General features: G+C 63.5%; 16 protein-coding genes. 1 reads left to right on the top strand and 15 read right to left on the bottom strand.

Annotated features, from left to right (window positions below; translation table 11 throughout):
* The first annotated feature begins 46 nt into the window (after positions 1-46).
* Positions 47-1,384: an alcohol dehydrogenase catalytic domain-containing protein gene (locus tag ABV606_RS07690; protein WP_353987286.1), complete on the top strand. Its 1,338-nt coding sequence runs from the start codon at positions 47-49 to the stop codon at positions 1,382-1,384.
* A 104-nt stretch (positions 1,385-1,488) separates the two neighbouring features.
* Here ABV606_RS07690 and ABV606_RS07685 read toward each other — a convergent pair whose 3' ends face one another.
* The 15 genes from ABV606_RS07685 to ABV606_RS07615 form a co-directional block, all read right to left on the bottom strand.
* Positions 1,489-2,244 (bottom strand): SDR family NAD(P)-dependent oxidoreductase, encoded by a 756-nt coding sequence (locus tag ABV606_RS07685; protein ID WP_353987285.1) that lies wholly within the window; start codon positions 2,242-2,244, stop codon positions 1,489-1,491.
* Positions 2,241-3,065, bottom strand: a complete 825-nt coding sequence (locus ABV606_RS07680) for an ABC transporter ATP-binding protein (protein WP_353987284.1) — start codon at positions 3,063-3,065, stop codon at positions 2,241-2,243. The genes ABV606_RS07685 and ABV606_RS07680 overlap by 4 nt, the downstream gene beginning before the upstream one ends.
* The gene (locus tag ABV606_RS07675; protein ID WP_353987283.1) at positions 3,044-3,865 is read right to left on the bottom strand and encodes an ABC transporter permease; all 822 of its coding nucleotides are present in this window, start codon (positions 3,863-3,865) and stop codon (positions 3,044-3,046) included. Before ABV606_RS07675 ends, ABV606_RS07680 begins: the two co-directional genes overlap by 22 nt.
* On the bottom strand, positions 3,862-4,656 hold the full coding sequence (locus ABV606_RS07670) for an ABC transporter permease (RefSeq protein ID WP_353987282.1): 795 nt from the start codon (positions 4,654-4,656) through the stop codon (positions 3,862-3,864). Before ABV606_RS07670 ends, ABV606_RS07675 begins: the two co-directional genes overlap by 4 nt.
* A 74-nt stretch (positions 4,657-4,730) precedes the next feature.
* Positions 4,731-5,891, bottom strand: coding sequence for an ABC transporter substrate-binding protein (locus ABV606_RS07665; RefSeq protein ID WP_353987281.1), 1,161 nt, complete (start codon positions 5,889-5,891; stop codon positions 4,731-4,733).
* A gap of 230 nt (positions 5,892-6,121) precedes the next feature.
* Entirely contained in the window at positions 6,122-8,401 is a 2,280-nt protein-coding gene (locus ABV606_RS07660) for a LuxR C-terminal-related transcriptional regulator (protein WP_353987280.1), read from the bottom strand.
* Positions 8,402-8,477: 76 nt separating this feature from the next.
* Positions 8,478-9,368 (bottom strand): bifunctional methylenetetrahydrofolate dehydrogenase/methenyltetrahydrofolate cyclohydrolase, encoded by an 891-nt coding sequence (locus tag ABV606_RS07655; protein ID WP_353987279.1) that lies wholly within the window; start codon positions 9,366-9,368, stop codon positions 8,478-8,480.
* A gap of 72 nt (positions 9,369-9,440) precedes the next feature.
* Entirely contained in the window at positions 9,441-10,313 is an 873-nt protein-coding gene (purU, locus tag ABV606_RS07650; protein WP_353987278.1) for a formyltetrahydrofolate deformylase, read from the bottom strand.
* Positions 10,314-10,347: 34 nt separating this feature from the next.
* On the bottom strand, positions 10,348-11,238 hold the full coding sequence (locus ABV606_RS07645; protein WP_353987277.1) for a dioxygenase: 891 nt from the start codon (positions 11,236-11,238) through the stop codon (positions 10,348-10,350).
* A gap of 2 nt (positions 11,239-11,240) precedes the next feature.
* Positions 11,241-12,293 carry a maleylacetate reductase gene (locus ABV606_RS07640; RefSeq protein WP_353987276.1) on the bottom strand — a complete coding sequence of 351 codons (1,053 nt, stop codon included), beginning with the start codon at positions 12,291-12,293 and terminating at the stop codon, positions 11,241-11,243.
* A gap of 1 nt (position 12,294) precedes the next feature.
* Complete coding sequence (locus ABV606_RS07635) at positions 12,295-12,840, bottom strand: flavin reductase family protein (RefSeq protein ID WP_353987275.1); 546 nt, start codon at positions 12,838-12,840, stop codon at positions 12,295-12,297.
* Complete coding sequence (locus ABV606_RS07630) at positions 12,837-14,033, bottom strand: flavin reductase (RefSeq protein ID WP_353987274.1); 1,197 nt, start codon at positions 14,031-14,033, stop codon at positions 12,837-12,839. The genes ABV606_RS07635 and ABV606_RS07630 overlap by 4 nt, the downstream gene beginning before the upstream one ends.
* Positions 14,030-15,397 (bottom strand): hypothetical protein, encoded by a 1,368-nt coding sequence (locus tag ABV606_RS07625; RefSeq protein WP_353987273.1) that lies wholly within the window; start codon positions 15,395-15,397, stop codon positions 14,030-14,032. Before ABV606_RS07625 ends, ABV606_RS07630 begins: the two co-directional genes overlap by 4 nt.
* A 66-nt stretch (positions 15,398-15,463) precedes the next feature.
* A complete protein-coding gene (locus ABV606_RS07620; RefSeq protein ID WP_353987272.1) occupies positions 15,464-16,681 on the bottom strand; it encodes an acyl-CoA dehydrogenase family protein in 1,218 nt (405 codons plus the stop codon).
* Positions 16,682-17,007: 326 nt separating this feature from the next.
* Positions 17,008-21,492 (bottom strand): FtsK/SpoIIIE domain-containing protein, encoded by a 4,485-nt coding sequence (locus ABV606_RS07615; protein WP_353987271.1) that lies wholly within the window; start codon positions 21,490-21,492, stop codon positions 17,008-17,010.
* Between the last annotated feature and the right edge of the window lie 39 nt (positions 21,493-21,531).

Below are 21,531 nucleotides of genomic sequence, written 5' to 3'. Positions count from 1 at the left end.
GGTCTCCGGCATCGACGGATCACACAACTGCCGTAAGGAGATCATCTTGCACCTCAACCACGAATCGCCAGCGGACCTGTCGGTTCACCCCCTGCGCAATTCCGAGGATGGACAGCCGGCTACAGCGACGAGCGGCGCGCGACGTCCGCCGTCAGCTACGTCGACGTTCCGTGCGTTCGTGCGTCAAGGAGACCAGGCCGGAGTCCAAACGGTCAAGCAGCTTCCGATTCGCCCCAATGAAGTCGTGATCAAACTCACCACCACCTCGATGTGCTACACGACGTCCAAGCGGGTGCTCGCTCCTCGCGACTTCGCAGAGGCCGAGATTCCCGGCCATGTCGGCGTCGGCATAGTGGAAGAGATCGGGAGTGAAGTCCGCCGCTGCAAGGTCGGCGACCGGGTACTCGGCAATGGAACGCCACAGTGCGGCACCTGCTACAACTGCGTTCGAGGACGAGCGGAGTGGTGCGAAATGCTGCCGATGGCCCTCGGCGCCAGGCTGCCGATCGCTGAACTCAGCGACGGCACCCCCGTGTATTCAGAAGCGGGACTCGGTGGAACGGCCGAAAAGATGATTCTCCACGAGGACTACGTGCAGCCGCTCCACACGAGCCTTTCCGACAGCGACGTGATTCTCGTGGCCGACACAGCGGGACTAGGGTTCGCCGCCGCTGACAAGCCTCATCGAGTGCAGATCGGCGACAACGTGGTCGTGCTCGGCGCCGGGCCGGTCGGGCTGGGCGCGATCCAGAGCGCGCGGGCAAGCGGGGCCGGCCAGATCATCTCGGTCGAGCCGATCGCGTATCGCAAGGAGCTCGCACTGAAGGCGGGCGCCCATGTCGTTCTGGATCCCAATACGTACGCTCGCGGCGACGGAGGGATGAGGGGCATGCCCTCCGATGAGCTCGTGAATGCGATCAAAGAACTGTGCAAGGGACCGAACGATGACCGCCGTTCCGGTGGGCGCGACTGGGGGCCGCTCACGGCGTTGAACCGCGGGGCCGACGTAGTGATCGAGGCGGTCGGCGGCGACGTGGTTGCGCCCGATACGGTGACCGGCCCGGACCCCACCGGAATCCTCCCGCTACGACAGGCATGGGAGATGTGTCGGGCCGGGGGGCATGTCATCACGCTGGGTATCAACCAGCAGGGGGACGTCTCGTTCCCAGCGACAGCGTTTGCCATCCTCGGCCGCACGGTGCACGCGGCCCAAGCTGGCGGCGTGAACATTCTCCAGGATATGTATCGCTACCACACCGTCGCGGAACGAGGGGTGTTCGACCTCAGCATTCTGGAACCCACAGTGTTCACTTTGGATCAGGTTCCCGACGCTGCGCGAACGGCACTGTCTCGTCGTGTCATCTCCGTGACGCTGGCGCTCTGAGCCCAGGCACCCAACCAGGCGAAGAACGGCGCCTCCCACGATCGTGGAGGCGCCGTTCCGGTGATTTGAATATCACGGGCAAATCTTGCCGGTAGACATGCCTGTCATTGCGCGGGAGATAGAGACCGTTCTCGGCCGGCGAGGATGCCTCCGTTGACGTGGAACTCCGAGCCCGTCGCGTAGGTCGCGTCACGCACGATGAAGAGCATCGTCGCAGCGACTTCCTCCGGCGTTCCGTATCGTCTCATCGGAATCCGTGGATGAACTTCATCGCGATCGGATCCGGCCGTCATGGGCGTCTCGATCATCCCGGGGTGCAGCGAGTTCACTCGAATGCCGTGCCGTGCAAGTTCGAGCGCCGCCACCCGGGTCAGAGCGATGACACCTGACTTCGAGGCTGAGTACGGGCCCATGCCGTCGGCCGGCTGGTGCGCCATCATCGACGACGTATTGACGATGGCCCCGCCACCAGACTCGACCATCAGCCCCGCCGCCGCCTTGATGCCCATGAATGTGCCGTCCAGATTCACAGACATGATCTGGGACCACTCGTCGGGCGACATTTCGCTGATGAGCTTGGGCCGGGTGATGCCAGCGTTGTTGACGAGGATGTCGAGGCGACCCCACAGCGACTTCACTTGGGCAATGGCCTGCTGCCACTGCTCCCATGACGCCGCGTCCAGCCGGAGGAAGGCTGTTCGATCTCGACCAAGCTCATCCGCGAGGCGATTGCCTTCTTCCTCGAGGATGTCGGCGATCATCACGTTGGCACCGGCATCGTGCAGCGCCCTCACGTGCGCGGCCCCGATACCTCGGGCCGCTCCCGTCACCAGCGCTACGCGCCCCTCAAGGCTCGTCACTTCGCCTCCACATTCTTGATCAAGCGAGCGACACGGCTGCGAAGATGCACAAACTCCTCACACTCCTTCGTGGTGATCTGATCGCGCTCGGTGCCGAGGTCTACAGCCACGTCTTCCACGAGCGTGGCGGGTGCACTTGAAAGAACGAGAACTCGATCGGAGAGATACACGCTCTCATCGATGTCGTGGGTCACGAATACGGTGGTCATCGCGTACCGCTGTCGCAACTGCAGTACGAGGTCTTCCAGATCAGACCGGGTCTGGGCATCGACAGAGGCAAACGGCTCGTCCATCAGCAGGAGCTTGGGCCGGTAGGCCAGTGCACGCGCGATTGCGACGCGCTGCTGCATGCCTCCGGACATCTGCCACGGGTACCGGCTGCCGCGGCCTTCGAGTCCGACCGCGGTCAAACTCTCATCAACGATTCGGTGTACTTCGTCGCGGTCCTTAACCTTGCCGCGCAAGACATACGCGACGTTCTTCTCCGCCGTGAGCCAGGGCAGAAGCGAACGGCTGTAGTCCTGGAACACCATCGCCATGCCCGATGGCACACCGCTGATTGGCGTCCCTTCGAATTCCACCTGCCCCTTGGTGGGCTGGAGGAGGCCCGAGAGGATGCGCAGCAGCGTCGTCTTGCCGGCCCCAGAGGGACCGACGATCGAAACGAATTGCCCGGCACCGATGTCAAAGCTCAAGTCACGGATAGCGCGATGCGCCTTCTCGCCTTCGCCGTACGTGTGCTCGACGGCAGAAACGCGCAACTGCGGGGTCGCGTCGAGCTGCACGGTCTCGGGCACTTCTAGTGAGACATTCTGTGCCATGCGAGGAGTTTCCTTTCCAGAAGTTCAAGTAGGACATTGACCATGAGCCCGAAGAGAGCAAGAAAGACCATCCAGCTCCACATAGCGGGCATATTGAAGAGAGCTGTCTGAATCTGCAGCTGGTATCCAATGCCGTTCGTCGAGGCGAGGAACTCTGACGCGATAGCGAGGATGATGCTGCCCGCGGTCGCCAGCCGGAGACTCGTAAAGATGTGCGGCAGTGTCGCGGGGAGCACGATCGTGAGCATTTGCTGACTCCGGGTCTTGCGATAGGCCCTGCCCATGAGGAGCATCGTTGGCTCGATTGCGCGTACGCCTTGCGCGGTGTTGAGCATCACATACCAGGTGATGCCGTAAGCGATGAAGGCCACTTTCATGCCGTCCGTGCCCCCCACTAACAGGATGAACAACGGCAGCGTGGCGGTCGCTGGGATAGCACGCACGAACTCGACGATCCAGTTGGTGAGACCGCGGAATACCCGTGACATCCCTGACCAGACGCCCATCAGGACGCCGACGAACGATCCAACTAGAAAGCCGAGGAGCATCCGAACCACAGTCGGGATGAGATCTTGTGTCACCGGCTGCGTGAGCAGCACCTCCCCAGTTGGCGCCACCATGAACATCGCCCAAAATCGTTCGGCGATCGTCAAGGGGGTAGGGAAGAACGGGGATGGTGCAGCCATGGTCACGATCTGCCACGCCACCAGCAGAGCAATGAGCAACCCGTAGTTGATGCCCGCGTTTCTGACGATCCCGCCCGTCTTGGTGCGAGACCTAGTCGATGTCACGGCGCTCATCCACGCTCCTCCGTCAGGCTCCAGCGGAACAGCACCCGCTCCAGGAGCATCATCAACTGGTTGATCGCGAGCCCGAGGAACCCGGACACCACTAAGGCCGCATAAACTGCGTGCGTTTCACTGGCAGACCGTGCCTCGGCGATGAACGCGCCGATGCCCGAGTTCGACCCGGCGATCAACTCCAGCGTGATGATCACCAGCAGCGAGATGGTCGTCGACATCCGGACGCCCGTCCAGATCTGCGGACCCGCCGCCGGGATGACCACGGTTCGAATGATGTCGGCATTGCTGCGCCCGAAGCTCAAAGCCATATCGCGGGAGAGCGGATCGACGCCGTGCACGCCGTACATGGTGTTGAAAAGCACCGGCCACACCGCCGCGAACAGCGCGACTGCGACCTTCATCTCTAGGTCGACTCCCAGCACGAGAATCGCCAACGGGATCAGGGCGACCGGCGGGACCGGGCGCACGAGTTCGACAACCGGGCGCATTGCACGGTACGCGGTTTCGGAGAGCCCGACCAGCACTCCGACGCCGATACCCACTACGCATGCAAGCAGCAGGCCGAGGACGAAGGTGGCCACCGTCGTCCCTAAGTCAACGAGAAAGACCGGGTCAAAGAGCAGCTGGACCGAAGCGGCTACGGTCTGGCTGAACGATGGCAGGAATCGGGAGTCCACTACACCTGAGGTACTCACCACCTCTAGCGTGACGGCGAGCGCAGCAATGCCGACCACTGGTAACACGGCATCCTGCACGCGCCGGCGGCGCAGGGAGGGCTTTTTCTTCACCCGACGCCTCAGGGACACGGCGGTCCCCGAGGCGTCGGTACGACTCTGAATCGTCATGGTCTGTGCGAAGCCGTTCAGCAGGAGTTGGGCATGGGAACGATGAAGTCCGCGAAGTTGATCTCGGAGCCCTCAGGCAGTTCACCCGTCGTTACACGGTCACCGTGGTCCAAGTCCAACGCGGCTGGGTCAACGGTTCCGGTGTCGAACGTCACCGACGGTGAAGAGTCGATCACTTCGTCGCTCCAGCCCAGCGCATCGCTGAGGAAGGCTTCGACGACCTTGCGATCCGACGCCGTCTTTGCGCCCTGCTCGAGCGCGCACTGGAACGCTGCCACCGTGTTCGGATTATTCTTCACGAAGTCGGCTGTGGCGAGCCACGCGTTTTCAAGGCGCTCCGAGAATTTTCCCCCTCCGATATCGAAGATCGTCGTTGACCCGAGGTCCTTCGCCTGGGCTTGGGAAAGGCCCTGAACGAGCGCGGCATCCACAATGCCGTTCTGCAGCGCTGCAGCGAGCTCGCCGTATGGCAGCTGGATGAACTCGACCTGCGTGTGGTCGCCGCCTGCCTCATCGATGGCGAGCTTCATGCGGTTGATGTACATGCCGGTGATCGTGACAGAGCCGACCTTCTTACCGGTGAGACTGGCAAGATCAAGGTCGTCAAGCACCTCGAGCGTGACGGTTCCGTCAGTTTGGTAATGCGACCCTGCAACGATGCGAACGTCAACGCCGCCCTGATGCAGGTCATAGACTGCTGCGCCGTTGCTCGCAAGGAATGTGATTCCGCCCGCTACAAGCTGCGATCGAGCGGCGACCGGGTCGGTGATCCATTCCGTGGTGAGCTCTAGACCGTATTCATCAGCCGCGACCGGCTTCGCTTCCGACACTGCTGCTGCGATCGTTCCCGCGTAAATGGACGCGAGAACCTCTGACTGCTCAGGTGCCGTGGGATCGCCGACCGCTGCCGGCTCCCCCTCCGCGCCCGGGGGATCATTTGCCGGCCCGCTCTGCGCGCATGCGCTGAGAAACAACGCAGCTACCGTCGCCGCAGCGATCGATCCGGACCGAAAGACACTCTTCTTTCGCATCAGCCACTCCTTTGGGGCAATCGGTTCGGCTTGGAACCGAACCAGCTGTAGACACTCCTGTCGCTCTCCGTACTGGAGACCGCGCAACAAGAACACCCCAACCCGCGCGCGCAAGGCAATGGTCCCGGCCGAAGACAGGTACGACACTGCGCAGTCTCACGTGTGCGGGTCACCGAAGCGACCAGAGCGATTCCGTACGGAGCCATTCACTGGACCTGGCTGACCGGCAGAACTCGGCCGGGTCACCGAGGCCATGCGAAAAGCACGATCGAGTAGGATCCGTGGGAATGCGCAAAGGGACGATCTCAACGTCGCCACGCGCGACAGGCTGCACGGTAGCTGAAGCGCCGCAACGAGAAGGGACGCCTCTCACGGCATCAGGCTTGCGCGTTCCGGACCGGAGCCGGCTCCGTGCGACCAAGCATGCCGCCGAGCACGGCCGCAGCGGGCATCTGCTCACCAAGCATGCCGATGCTCCCCGCGCCAGAGAGCCCTCCAGCGTTCTGCTGTTGCTCGGCGAACCACACCGCAATCTGGGTGCGCGAGTTAAAGTCCAGTTTGGTAAGGATCCGCTGCACGTGACCTTCGACAGTCCGGCGCGAGATCACCAGTTCTTGTGCGATGCGGCCGTTCTGATAGCCCGCAGCGACAAGTTCTGCGATCTCTGCTTCACGGTCAGTAAGAGCGCTAAGGCTCTGATTGTGCGGCAGTTCGCTCCCGTTAACCACAGCGAGAAGTTCTACTGCGGAAAGCTCAGCTCCGGCTTGGAGACGCGCGTGGAAGAGCAGCCTTCCCAACTTGCTTTCGAGCGACTGCTCGAGCCCTTCAGCGTAGAAGAAAGCGAGAGGAGCGAGCTCCGATGACAGCCGGGACGCAGCACCGGCGAGCACGGCGCTGCGGTCCCAGTCACCATTGACGTGGGCGAGCGACGCCAGTAGACGAAGCGAACTCCTCACCCCCGCTGCGTCTCCGAACCGCTGGAGCACTGAATACGATTCTCTGGCGAGGTCGTACGCCGCGCGAGTCTCCCCCATCTTGCAAAGGGAAACCGCCAGGACGAGGGAGGTATTCGCGGCTCCCCACGAGTCATTCATCGCCAGTGACGCGCGCAGGCTTATTCGACAGACTTCCTCGGCGGCTCGAGTTTCACCCTTGATCAGGAGCGCCGAAGCGAGGAAATGGTATTGCTCACCGAGCTCTTTCGGAAGGTGAGCGCTCGCCTTGACAGATGACCGCAAGAGAGACTCTGCTTCCATCACTTCGCTCGGGTTCCGGAGTCTCAGCATCACGCGGGTGATAGAGGCGTGTCTGAAGGCCGTCGTGTCGCGCAGATCTTCCGACAACTGGGCTGCGGCTTCTGCCGCTTCGCTAGCGAGTGCGACGTCACCATTCATCAGGTGGAGGTAAGACGCGAACGCGAGCCCGCGGACGTACGAAGAACTCGATCGGGGTACGAGCTCAAGCGCTGGGCCGAGCAGGGCGACCGCGAATCGCTCAAGGTTTGCGACGCGCCAGAAGTATCTCAACGACGTCAGCAAGGCGATCAACTCGGATGCCTCATCCGCGCGCTTCGACATGTTCACCAGCACGTGCTCGACGTCGTCCCGATGCAGGTGGACGTGTGCGAGAAGGCGCTCGTGCTCCGGACCGAACCAGCCTTCAGCCAATGCGTAAAGCAACTCTCGGACGTGTTGCTCCATGGATTCACCGGCGACGGCACGGTCGGAACCATCGATGATGGAGCCCGTGACAATGTGCTTGTGAATGGTCGGCACGGTGAACGCCTTAGTCCCTGCACCAGCGGAGGTGGCGCGCAGCAAGCTATGGTCATCAGCCATTTCCAGGAACTCTGCGAGCATCTCGTCGCGCCCGCCGGCGTCGAAGGCTTCCAGGCAGGCCGCGGTGAAGTTGCCGCTGAAACTCGTCACACTCGCCCACACCCGGCGCCGGCTCTGCGCGGTTGCCATCAATCCGTGAACAAGCTGGTCAAAGTACTCGCCGAGCACCGCTCTCAACGCATCGTCCGACCTCGGATGCTCGAGGATCTGTGCAATCTGGTCGAGACTCATGGCCCGACACGCCGAGGCAGCGCTCTCGATCGCAGCCGGTATGCCATTCAAGAGGTCACAGATTCGCCAGACGGCGTCTCTCCCCTGCTCCGCGTCGAACGTCGCGCACTGTGCTCTAGCCCGCTCGATAAACAACTGGCCAGCGTCATCAAGGCCCCGACCACTCGACCGACGGTTTGCCAAAGGACCCACTTCGTGCACGTGCTCACCCGCGACTCCGATTCGCTTGTGACGGACCATCAGTACACGCAGCGACTCTGTCGACGACAAGATTCCGAATAGACGAGTCAGCACTTCATCAACGCCGGCTTCGTCGGGTGCGTCCACGACCACCAGCGCATCGCCGGCGACATCGACGAGCTTCTCAACCGCCAGTTCGACGTCGTCTCTTGTGGTGCACCAGAAGACGGCTCCATACGACTTGACGAGACTTGCGGCGAGCTCAGCTGCTACCCGGGTCTTCCCCACGCCCGCTGCGCCAACTAATGTGACGAGGCGATCCCGAGCGAGCGAGCGCGCGAGGTCGCGAATCAACTCACGGCGGCCAATGAGCGTCGACAGCGAGCGTGGGATCTCGAGGGCGGCCATAGCTCCTCCATCGGAGTGTCAGTGCCAACAACAGGTGAATTCTAGCGGTGACCGATAGCTGCGAAGATGACTCAGGTCAGACCGAATGTGCCATTGCGCGCTCGGCGGCCTCGACAACATTCGCCATGAGGAGCGCAACGGTCATGGGGCCAACTCCGCCTGGATTCGGCGAGAGGTAGCCTGCGACCTGCGCGACATCCGGCGCGACATCGCCATACACCTCGTACTTGCCCGTGCGCCGATCGAACTCACGAGTCACCCCGACGTCAACCACAGCAGCGCCCGGTTTCACATCGGCTGCGGTCACCAGATGCTTGACTCCGGCAGCTGCAACCACGACATCGGCTCCGAGCAAGTGCTTCCGCAGATCAACTGTTCCGGTGTGGGTCACCGTGACCGTGGAGTTGACGTCTCGCCGCGCGAGTAAGAGGCCGATCGATCGACCGATCGTGACTCCGCGCCCGATTACCGCCACGTGCTTGCCTGACAGGTCGTAGTCGTTGCGACGCAGCAACTCTATTACCCCTCGTGGCGTGCACGGCAGCGGCGATCGAACCGGGTCGCTCACGCTGAGAACCAGCTTGCCCAGGTTGACCGGGTGCAGGCCGTCTGCATCCTTCGCCGGATCGATGCGCTCCAGGATCGCGTTGGCGTCGAGCTGAGGAGGCAATGGCAACTGCACGATGAAACCGTGGCATTCCGGGTCAGCGTTCAGTTCGTCAATGACCTGCTCAACTTCCCCCTGTCGTGCGTCGGCTCGCAGCTCCCGTTGAATCGACTTCAGGCCGATAGCGGTCGACTGCTTGTGCTTCATACCCACGTACAAGCGCGACGCGGGATCCGCGCCGACGAGAACGGTAGCGATTCCGGGAGTCACGCCAAGTTCTCTCATGGTCGCCACTCGGGTCACGAGTTCTTGCTTGATCGACGCGGCAGTCGTCACGCCGTCGAGTCGGGTCGCGGTCACTTCATCGCCCTTACCGTCGATTCCATTGCTCCAGACTCTCCGATCCCCGTCAATTGAATGGGACGGAAAGAGCTAGAAGACGATTGCATGATTGCCGTGCCGAATCACCCGGTCTTCGGCATGCCACTGAACTGCGCGGGAGAGTACGGCCCGCTCGACCGAGGCGCCATGAGCTTGAAGGTCGGCGGCGGTCATCGAATGATCGACTCTCGTCACGTCTTGTTCGATAATTGGTCCCTCGTCGAGATCCTTGGTGACGTAGTGGCTAGTCGCGCCGATCAGTTTCACTCCACGTTCCTTCGCCTTCTTATATGGGCCGGCACCCACAAATGCGGGAAGGAAGGAATGGTGGATGTTAATCACCGGCACAGCGACACGGTCAAGAAAGTCCTCGCTCAAGATCTGCATATACCGCGCGAGTACCACGAAATCGACGTTGTCCCCGAGCAGTTCAAGGATCCGCGCCTCCGCTTGTGACTTGTCAGGCCCCTGAGACGGCACGTGGAAGAACGGGATGCCGAAGGTGCGGACGTCGTCGGCAATACGAGTGTGGTTGCTGATCACCATAGGGATGGTCACGGCCAACTCCCCGCGCCGATGGCGCCAGAGCAGATCCAGCAGACAGTGATCGCTGGTGGACGCGAGGATCGCCATTCGCTTCGGAACCGACTGATCCGTCAATCTCCATCCCATTCCGAGAGGCTCGAGAGTGGCCTTCAGATCCGCCTCGATCTCGGACATGGCGGCAGCGAGATGTGGGCGGTGAAAGACCAGACGCTGGAAGAAGTGCCCTCCTTCGGGATCGTCTGAGTACTGGTCCAACGTCACGATGTTGCCGTTGTTCCTTGCGATCAGGCCGGTCACAGCGGCGACAATACCCGGTTGGTCGGGGCCCTGGACGATCAAGCATGCGTGATCGGCGAGCGTTGGGTTCTGAGCGGTCATGGCCGTAGTTGGTTCCTCGTATCTAGTGGCACGGTCAGTCATCAGTCGACGTTGCGAGCACGATGTCAAAGCGAACAGAGCTCCATGTCTCGGAGATGCGCCGGCCGCCAGGTCCCGTGCCCGGCGGGTGCTCCGAGAAGGGAAGGATGAGCGACTCCTTGACTCCGAAGACCGCATCGTTCTGAAGCCACTGGTCACCCTCGACGAAGATGTGTGTGATCAGCGTTTCGTACCCCTCTTGGGAGACCATGAAATGGATATGGGCCGGGCGCATGGGTGAACGCCCCGCAGCGTCGAGCAACGTCCCCACAGGGCCGTCATGGGGAATCGGATACGCGGCTGGCTGAACAGTCCAGTAGTCGAAGTCTCCGTTCTCATCTGCGAAGAGGTGCGCCCTGCCGGCGAGCTTCGCACCGTCGCGCTGCACGTCATAGAACCCTTCGTCATCGGCGGCCCAGATCTCGACACGTGCGCCAGGAAGCGGTTCGCCTGTGACCGAGCGAACCGTGCCGCTCACGTGACAAGGACGTCCGCTCAGTCCTGCACCGATGTCATCGCCGTTTTCGATGAGGGGCGCATTCTCAACAAAGAACGGTCCGAAGACGGTAGATTCAGTCGCCCCTGATCGAGCCGGCGAGTTCACGGCGACTGTCATCATCGACGCTCCGAGTACGTCTGAGAGCAAGATGAACTCCTGCCGCAGATCGTCGCTCATGTGGCCGGTGCGAGTGAGGAACGAAATCGCGATGTCCCACTCGTCTTGGGTAAGCCGCACATCCCTGACAAATGCATGCAGATGCCGAACCAGGCTCGACATGACCTCGCGATACCGAGGGTCACGCGCCGTGCTAAAGCTCGCAACTACTTCGTCTGTGAGAGCAGCCTCACGACTCCTCTGCTCCAACGAATCCTCGCGCGCAGACATGATCAATTCCCTTCATCGAACGCCGCGTGAAGCAGCGACTGGATATCGCCCCGGCTGACTGTTCGGGGATTCTGTATCGGCAACTGATCGGCAACAACATCAAGTGCAGTTGTCAATTCGGCCGCAGACAGCCCAAGTTGGCGCAGGCTCAGCGGAGCATGCGTTTCGTGAAGCAACTGCCGGAGCGCCGCGGCCGCCTCGTCGCCCCCCAAAGCGCTTGCGATCGCGTCGGCTGCTTCCGGCACTGCCGGAGCGTTGAACTTCAAGACCTCGGGAAGGATGACCGCATGCGTACCAGAATGTGAGAGGTCAAACGCCCCGCCGAGCGCGTGGCAGATCTTGTGGTGCAGGCCGGATCCGGCCGCTGAGAACACCGTCCCTGCAAGGAAGCTCCCGTACATCAGTGCGTCTCGCGCGTCGGTCGGTTCGTCGTGCAGAGATCGAAGGCCAGTTGCGATGGCGCGTAGGCCTTCACCGGCGAGCAACCCGGTCACTGGATTCGATCTCGGCGCCCAGAATGCCTCCACACAGTGCGCGATTGCGTTGAAGCTCGACGAGACGGCGAGGCTGTCTGGAAGAGAGGCAAGGAGGTCTGAATCGTAAACGACGACGAGCGGTCGGACCACCGGATCCTTGCCCGTCCGCTTGCGGCCGTCGGAAGTGATCCCCCATACGTCAGTCATCTCGGAACCCGCGAGTGTCGTGGGAACAGCCATGATGGGTAGTCGGTGCGTCAGCGCCACAGCCTTTGCAAGACCAGTGGCCGACCCTCCCCCCACCGAGATGATGAGGTCGCACCTGGCGTCAGTGGCCACCCGTCGAGCCGCCTCAGCGGTGCCGGAAGGCACATGCTCAACTACCTCGGCGAAATGCACAGCGATGCTGTCACTCACGTCTGCCGTGAGTTCCCGAGCCATGGCGGAACGCTCGGCCGAGGCAATCAGTAGCGCTCGGCGATACCCGTGTTCGACAATCCACTCGCGAATGGCTGTCGTGGATCGATTGCGGCCGAAATGCACTTCAGCGGGTCCGGCGCTGTAGACGAACGCATCCATTTCAGTTCAACCTCGACGCACCGCTGAGCCCATGCCATTGGCGGTCGTAGTACACGAGGGGCTGGCCGCCCTCGGCCTGCCCCCCTCCGGCGTCCATGACACTCGCGACTATCAGGGTCGAGCCTCCGTCGGGTTCGACGCGATGCAACACCCGACAGCGGAGCCACCTTGTCGCCAGGTGGAAGACCGGCTCCCCTCCATCGAGTCGCGACCACACGGCGCTGTTCGAGAACCGGTCGGCGCCGGAGGTCGAACACAACTGGGCAAGTGCCAGGTCCCGGTCAGTTAGCAGGTGGACAACCACCGTGCTCGCGCGCTTGATGCTCGGTGATGCTGAAGACGAGGCCGATAGCGAGAATGCGAGAATCGGCGGCTCTGCGCTCACCGAGACGACCGACGTCGCGGTGAGCGCGACTGGACCATCGCCCAGGTCGGCGGTAATGACGGCCACGCCTGCGGCGTGATTGCGGAAGGCACTCCTGAACTCATCCGGATTGATTGTGGTATTCGCTGGGCGCATATCCTGGCGATCGGGGGCGGATGTCACCGTGCTGCTCCTTCGAAAAATGGTCGTCCCGCGCATGCGGAGTTCTCGCGCACTCGCTTCGCTGCCGCGCGAATTGCGCGTGGCTTGCGCGATTCCGATTGGAGCGCCCGGAGGACGACGCCTACGTCAGCTGAATCGAAGCCGTCCACGACCGTGGAGGAATAAGTGGTTGCAGCAATCTGCCTGAAGTAGGCCTCTGTGATAGTGCGGCGGTCGATCCCCGGCAAACCCAGCGATCGATAGGCATCGACTAGAGGCGCAGAACCCGCCAATCCGACCAAGTACTCGTGGAACTCGTCCAACGCGGCAACGTACTCGTCCAAGCGATCGTAGGAACCGTCGACCGCAATAGCTGTGAAGCGATCGTGTCGATCCCTGAGTTGCCGGAGCTGGGCAGCGGTCACGTTGCCCACGGAGAGCGTTGCGGCGCCGATTTCGATTGCCAATCGCGCCTCATAAGCGGCATCCACGACTCCCTCGGGAATCGCCGCAATCATGTATACGCCCTCGCGACGCTCCACGATGTTTTCTGACTTCAAGGCGGAGAGAGCCCGCAGCACAGCGCCCCGCGGCACCGAGAGTTCATGGGCGATCTGATCAGGATCGAGCTGCTCGTCCTCAACTGTTCGAAGCGACAGCACAAGCGCACGAGTGAGCGCGAGGACGTCCCGTTCGGCCGCAGTCTTCACGTGAGCGAAGGCGCCACGGAAGTATGCCAGCGGATGCCCTTCGAGCACCTCTGCTGCGATCGCTCGACCGCGGAGTTCCCAGTGCGATCCAAACTCCACGGCTTCGATGATCTGGCAGCTGATGGAAGCGATACGGTGTGGCAGCAAGGCATTGCCCAGCTGGTCGCGCTGCACGACGAGTCCCGAGAACTTGTCCTCGCCGCCTGTGGCGAATCGGCCCGCAACAGCAGCCGAATCTTCGTCGAGAACATTGAGGGTCAGCGACCCCGCCGCCACCGCGGCCGCTGCGGTGGACGACGTTGCCGACATCGAGATCATTACAGTCGGCGGGTCAGCGGCGATCGGGGCAATGGCAGCGACCGTCGCGCCCCTGTCAGCAGTTCGATCGCGCGTCGTCACCACCGCTACACCTGACGCGAACACATTCATAGCACTCACAAACGCCTCTGGCGTGAGCGCGTCCGTCGAGTTCACTTGGTCCCCTGAGTTGCCGAGCCAGGTCACGAGACGCTCACTCTCGCCGCTTCGAACGAGAAGCGGGGGATCGTTTCGACGTCAATCGCGTTGTTGTTCGGCAGGTCGAGGTAGGGATAGCGACCCACCGTCACCCGAACTTCCTTCTGCCGGTGACCCGGTTCGCCCCAGAGGACCTTGAGTTCCGTACCTTCAGCTCCGTATCTCTTGTCGATAAAGCCGATGGAGATCATCCGGCGGTAGTACACACTGTGCGTTCGCATCACGGACGTTCCGATCTGCTCGCCATTGGCGAGCACCCAGTCAGCGTGATACGCCCAGCCATCAGCGTCATACGGATTGAAGTAGAGATCGACCGGACGCGAGTCGATGGGGTCGTAGGGCTCGACCTCGCGACCTCGGAACTGAGAGGCGTAGATGTCAGCGAGATCCTCTTCATTCCACACCAGCGTCACTGTTGCCCAGCGGTCTTCGGCGGCCTCCCTCATCAACGCCTCTTTGCCGATGAAGTCGTGATTGAAATCCACCATCTTGCCCCACCCGACCTTGTACGGCGTGACGAAGCGGACGTCCAAGTTGTCGCCGACACTCCCTTTGAGGTCGCGATACTTGTTGAAGAAGTTTGACTGGGGCCGCGTGTCGAAGAACGCGCCGAGGGCTTCGTCTTCGTACCAGGGGAGGGGGTAGTGCAAGTTGATGTTTGGGAAACCGGACTCAGTGTGCTGCATGAGGTAGCTCACCCGGCCCTGCTTCACCAGCCCGTAGTCCTGCCCAGCATCCATGATTGCCGCGTACACGGGTTCGGTATCAGCCATATCTCCGTGAAGCTCGTAGGCCAACGTGCCGGCCATACCGAGCCGGATGACTCGAACCGACGCACCGGCGATCGACGTCATCCGGTGTCGACCGAATCGGATGTCATGCAGGTCCTCTTGCGCAGCCTTCTCAAGAATCTCGAGTGAGCGCGGCCCGGCGAGTTGGAAGAAGAACTCGTTCGCCGACTGATCCACTCCCGTGACGTCCAGGTCGGTGTGCAGCACGCGATACTCGAGAACCGGCGCGAGCCAATAGCTCCGGAAGGTCTCCTCGTCAATACGGGCGATCACACCGTCAGTCAGAATCTGGCCCTCGTCGTTACACATCACGGCGTGCCGGATCTGCCCGACTTCGAAATTCTTGAACGAGTTGATACAGACTGAGCGTAGAAACTCAAGTGCATCGGGGCCGGCGACGTCGTAAACGGGTGATCCACCATGAAGTGACGTACCGAGGTATGCGCTCTCCTTCGCAGCGAGGTTCTCCCGCCGCCAGCCAGCGTATTCGAACGGCGTTATTGAGGAACCCATCGGGCGGTAGGTCGATGCCCCCTCCGCGATGACATCATTTGCAGACATCTACTTCTTCCTTCTGTGCACGGGCAACACGTCGTCGTTTGCTAGGTCGGTCTCCTTGACGGCCTCTCAGCGTCCGACCGGGATCTTCTGATCGCCATCGAAGAGCAACCGAGCCGACCGCGCAGCGGCCGGGTCGTTCATGGACGTCGCCAAATGGCTCCACCACTGGCTCAAGTCACGCCAGATTCGCTCTACCCTGCTTCCTGAAGTCACGGCGCTAGAGCCGATGGACTTGAACAGGTAGTCGCTCGTCGCATCCCAGATCAGCGTCGCCGCTTGCCCTGCGATCGTGCCGATTCTGGTGTCCATAGCCGGTTTGAAGGGCACCCGATCCGACTCGATCAACGCGGAGTCGAACAGTCGCCCCGCATAATCCATGGCGCCCACTGCGGTGTCGAGTTTGGCGCGCGCAGTCCCGTACCTCCATAGAAAGAAGTCATCCTGCGACCGCAGCGTCTGGGGAAATGCAACTGTCTTTCGCGTGGTCATCAGTGCCTCAAACTCATCGAGGAGCGCAAGTGCGGCCCCAAGCGCGAGCGAGTGCAGTTCTAGCGAGAAGAATGCGAGAGTTGGAGCCCCGTAAATAGGGTTTCCGTGCAGCATCCGCCCGGGGGCCTGCGTTTCAGGGTCGATGGACAGCTGCGTAATGCCTTCGAGCACGAACTCTTCTGGGATGAACGCGTCGACGAACTTGACCGAGTTGGAGCCACTGCCACGAAGGCCCAAAGTGTTACCCCAGTCGTCCAATATCTCGTAGGAGTCGCGCGGCGCGATGAAGTTCGAGACGACACCGGGCAGGTCTTCGTGGAAGGCGTGCCCCGAAAAATGTGTGGCGTACGGGACTCCGGAGGCATACCGGTGAATGCCGTTGACCAGGAATCCACCCTCCACCCGGGTGAGCGTGCCGGATGGAGCGCTTGTCATGGGCGCAGCGAAGTAGGCGCCGTCGAACAACTGACGCTGCGCCTTCTCGTTCCAATACGCACCCACCTGCAGGTTATGTCCCGACGCGAGGGTCAGGCACCAAGCCGTTCCCATGTCGGCCCGCGCGATCTCCCGCATGACCAAGAGGAACTCCCGCAAGCTGAACTCGTAGCCGCCGAACATCTTCGGTCGAAGCAAGTGGTAGAACCCTGCTTGAAGGAACTGTTCATGCAGCGCTTCCGAGTGACGCGCGTTTCGTTCCGTGTCGGCCGCCTCGGCCAGGACCTGTTCACCGATGCGACGAGCGCTCTCTATGGCTTGCTCTACAGTCAGCGTGGTCGGCACGCTGGATTTCGTCATGGCTGGCGCATTCATCGAGTCCTCCGGTCGTCCTTGACTCTCCCTCCCATAGATGTTCGCCGGGCGCGGCAGCCCGGTATAGCGTGATGCCACCTGATCTATTGCCTGTTCGGTTACGCAGCGCCGGCATCCATGAGAACCACGGGCGTGAACGATGCGCCTCAGAAGTGCGTGCTACGGGAAAGGCGCGGAGCGCCTAGAGCATGCCATGCAAGCCGAGCGCATACGAGCCAGATGTCGCTTGCGATCGCACCTCGTCTTGACGCCACAGCAGTGCCGGACACTCTTGACGGCCGGTGGCGGCGCTCAGGCAGGACGATCGGGGGCTACTCCGGCAACGGCAGCTGCACGCGGCTGGCTTTGCCCTTGGCGATGAACATGCCGCGGCCGGGTGGGAACTCGGAGCGGGCGATGCGCGGCAGCGCGGTCTTCAGCAGCACCTCGCCCTCGATGCTCTCGGGCTGCAGCAGGAGGCCGCGGCGCGCGTTCTTCACCTCGCCCATGAGCGGCCACGACGAGCTCCACGCCGAGGTCTCGGCCTCGGCGATGAGCAGGTGCTCGCTGCGCTTCGCGGTCTTGATGAGCTCGACGAGCGGCTGATCGGCCGCCGACTGCAAGAACTCGTTGAGCGCCTCGACCACCACCACGATGCGGCCATCGGTATCGGCATCCGCCATGGCCTCGGCGAGCGCCTTGGCGAGCGCAGCCACCTCGTCGACTGACGTCGCGGTCCCCGTCCAGTGATCACCGTCGCCGACCACCGAGCGCGGGTTGCCGAAGTAGTACAGCCGGGTCTGCTCGTCGTGGCGTCGCAGCGCCGCTGCAAGGCTCTGCAGTGCGGTGGTGCGGCCGCTCGCCGGGCCACCGGCCACGAGCAGCACGCCCTCGGGATCGAGCGTCGCGGGCTCAAGCTCGTCGTTGATGCCGAGCACCGGCATCCCGTCGACGTGGGCGGGGAGTTCGGCGAGCGCGTACTCCTTCGGCAGCGAGCCGATCGGCGCCGCGTCAGCCACGCCCGCGCGGCGCATCGACTCTGCAAGCCGCTGTAGCGCGGCCGACTGCTCGGCGATGCTCGTACTGCCCCCGAGCACCGCTAGTTGCGTCTCGAATCCGTCGATGATCGCGCGGCCGGGTGCCGACTTCGAGCTCAGCACGTCGCCGGGCACATCGAGTTGCGCGTAGGCCGACTCGTCGGCGAGACGAAGCACGACCTTGCGCGGGATGCTCGAGGCGATCGACGAGGGCACTCCCGAGGCCCGGTCGGCCGTGAGCAGCACGTGCATGCCGAGGCGGCGCCCGTCGGAGAGGATGTCTTTGAACACGTCGAACGATGCCGAGCGCCCGGCACCGATCTCCCAGTCATCGCGGAACGACGGGAACCCGTCGACCAGCAACAGGATGCGCGGCTCATCGGGTCTCCCCGCGAGTCGCCGGTACTCGGCGATGCTGCCGGCATTGGCCTCGGCGAACAGCGGTCCGCGCCGGTCGAGCTCGAGCTTCAGCATCCGGAACAGCCTGACGATCCGCTCGCTGTCGTCGCCCGAGACGATCGAGCCGACATTCGGCAGCTCCTCGAGCATCCGCAGGCTGCCCGCGGCGAAGTCGAGCCCGTACACCTGCACGGGGCCACCGCGTGGGGTGATGCCCGAGGCCGCCGTCAACGTGCGCAGCGCAGCGCTCTTGCCCGAGCCTCCAGTGCCGTAGAACGCAAGGTGACCGTCGGCATCCGGCTCGAAGTAGAGCACCCGCTGGTCTTGCACCTGCGGCATGTCGGCCACGCCGAGCACGAGCTGCGCGTCGGTACGCTGCTTGAGCTTCACCAGGTCGTACACCGGCGCGAGTTCATCGAGCCACGGACGACGCGGTGCCGGGATGCCAGCGGCACCGGCCGCGGCGACGATCGAGGTGACGAGGCGCTGCTGGTCGGTCGGACCGAGGTCGCGCAGCTCTTCAACCACGCCGCTCTCGGGTTCGACCCAGCGCTGCTCCGAGCCGAAGCGGAGCTCGGCGACCTCGATGCCGGCCCGCTCGGGTTCACGACTCGTCCACCCGCCGGCATACGCCGACTGGAACAGCGCGAGGCGCCCGGGCCCCGTTTTGGCCACGCCACGGCCGGGCAGACCGGGGTCGAAGTGCGCGGCATCCTCGACCCCGACGACATCCTGGCTGTCTGACTCGTCGGCCATCCGCAGGGCGACCCGCAGGTTCGTGTTGGCGCGCAAGTTGTCGCGGATCACACCGGCCGGCCGCTGCGTGGCCATGATCAAGTGGATGCCGAGCGAGCGCCCTCGCTGCGCGATATCGACCACGCCGTCGACGAACTCGGGAACCTCGCCCACGAGGGCGGCGAACTCGTCGATCACGAGCACGAGCGCGGGCGGGCTCTCGGGGTCGCCGCGCTTCTCGAGCTCGAGCAGATCCTTGGCCTTCTTGCGATTGAGCAGGTGCTCGCGGTGGTGCAGCTCGGCGCGCAGGCTCGTTAGCGCGCGGCGCACGAGGTGCGGGCTGAGGTCGGTGACGAGGCCCACGCAGTGCGGCAGCGACACGCAATCGGCGAACGCCGAACCGCCCTTGTAGTCGACGAACAGGAACGTGACCCGGTCGGGGCTGTACTCGGCGGCCATGCCGAGCACCCACGCCTGCAGGAACTCGCTCTTGCCCGCACCGGTGGTGCCGCCGACGAGGGCGTGCGGCCCTTGTGTGCGCAGATCGAGGTGCATCGCGTCAACACCGGCCGAGCCGACCGTGGCACGCAGCTTTCCGGCGCGGCGTGGCTTGAGGGCGCTGCCAGGAGTGCGGTCGTGGATCGATTCGTTCTGCCGCCAGCGGTCGATGACGGCGTCGCTGGTCTCGATCAGCTCGTGCCCAAGCAGGGTGACGAGCGATATCGAGCGAGGCAGGTCGCTGGAGTCCTCCACAAGGGCTCCGGCATCGATGACCGGTGCCATCCGACGTGCGAAGTCGAGCGCCTGGTCGGGCGAGACCACCTCCGTGACGACGTCGGTGATCGTCTCGCCGAGCCGCACCAGTCCGACCGTGGCGTGCTGCTGCTCGGGCTCGATGTGCAGATACGTGCGGCAGACAGCGGGGAGCTCGTGAACCTCGGTGCCGAGCCAGATGGGGTAGACCCCGGCATCCGCTGCCGATTCGGCCAGTTGCACGAGCCGGGCACGATCGAGGTCGGCGTCGTTCGAGATGAGCACGACCACCGCCGGCACCGGTGACTTGGTGCCCTCGGATGCTTGCGAGCTCGACTGTCCGACCTCGTTGCCGCGATCGAGGGCTGCACGCCGCTGCTCCATCGCACCGCGCCGCTCGACCTTGCGGCCGGCGAGTCGCTGCGCGATGAGCTCTTCGATCGCTGAGAGCACTGCGGCCCCGCTCGACGCGCTATCGGCGAGGTGCGAGGTGCTGCCGAGCGGGCTGTGCGGCGAGGATGTGTGCGGCATCCATTTGAGCCAAGAGAGCGGCTCGGACCACCGTGGTGTGACGATGGTCGCGACCGCGAGCTCGGCGGGCGAGTGCAACGCGGTCAGTTGCACGAGGATCGAGTTCACCGACCCGATGGCGGTGTCGGGGTCACCGGCGACGCCGAGTGCGCCCGCGTCATAGAGGTTGTCGATGATCGGAACGCCGGGCACCCGCTTGGTGCGCTCGACGAGGGCGTCGAGCCGCTCCTGGAACTCGGGCAGCATCTCGGGGTTGTCGTGCGAGCCGATCGTGTTGCGCGAGAGCATCGTGCCGATGCCCAGTCGCACGTTGAGGAACGACCAGTGCTCGGGTCGACGCGTCCAGAGCAGCGGACTGCGGTGCACGGCGGCCTCGTAGGCGTCGTACGTGGAGGGCGATTCGGCGAGTCGCGCGGACTGCTCGACGACCGCCTCCTTCGACATGAGGGCTTCGAGGCTCTCGATGCGGCTCTCGAAGCGCTCGATCATGCGCTTTTGCTTGCGCTTGTCGCGCTGCTTCTGCGTGAGGTGGTTGCCGAGCAGCATGAGCGGCGCCATGAACACGAAGAGCAGCGAGAACACGCGTCCGGTGAGCGCGAACATGCTCAACCCGAGCAGCACCGGCGCGATGAGCGCCAGGTAGGGGAACGGCTGCTCCTCGGGCTCGGTGGGCACATCGGGGGCGGCGAACTCGCGGCCCCGGTAGCGCTGCTCCACCTTGGGCGATCGGTTGAAGAAGACCGGACCGGCCTTGGTCGCGGCGGCGGCCGAGACGTGCTGCAGCACCGTGATGAGCACGCGGGTGTCGCCGAGCAGCAGTGTCTCTTCGCGCTCGACCCGCAAGCGGGTGACGATGCCGCCATCGACGACGACCCCGTTCGCCGAGCCGAGGTCGACCACGCCCACCGCGTCGCCCACCTCAAGCCGCAGGTGGCGCTTCGAGACCAGCTTGTCGTCGAGCACGATGTCGCAGTCGGCGTCGCGGCCGAGCGTCCAACTGCCCGATGCGAGCGGAACTGTTCGCCCGGCGTCGGGGCCGTCGAGGATCTGCAGCGTTGCGACTGCCGGGCCCCGGCGGCTCTCGGCGGCCTCGAAGTGGTGGCCCGCGCGTGTGAGGGTCACGGTGGCGCCCGAGCCGATCCAGGCCTCTCCGACCGGAGCGTCGGCCGGCAGCAGCATGGGCTCGGCGAGACCCGGGATGGTGGCACGCAGCGTGAGGTCGGTGTGCTCGAGCGGGGTGGCGAGCGGGTCGACCCGGTTGATGGTCTGCGCCACCTCGTTGATGGTGGCCCCGGCATCCGTGGTCACCACGATGTCGCTCGACGAGCCGGACGGGCGCGACAGGGTCAGCTTCAGACGCACCGTTCTACCCTACTGAGCGGGGTGCGATGCGGATGCCGG

The sequence above is a fragment of the Ruicaihuangia caeni genome (assembly GCF_040536845.1).
Lineage (GTDB): Bacteria > Actinomycetota > Actinomycetes > Actinomycetales > Microbacteriaceae > Ruicaihuangia > Ruicaihuangia caeni.
Note: the sequence above shows the minus strand (reverse complement) of the source record. Positions and strands in the feature narration are given on the sequence as shown.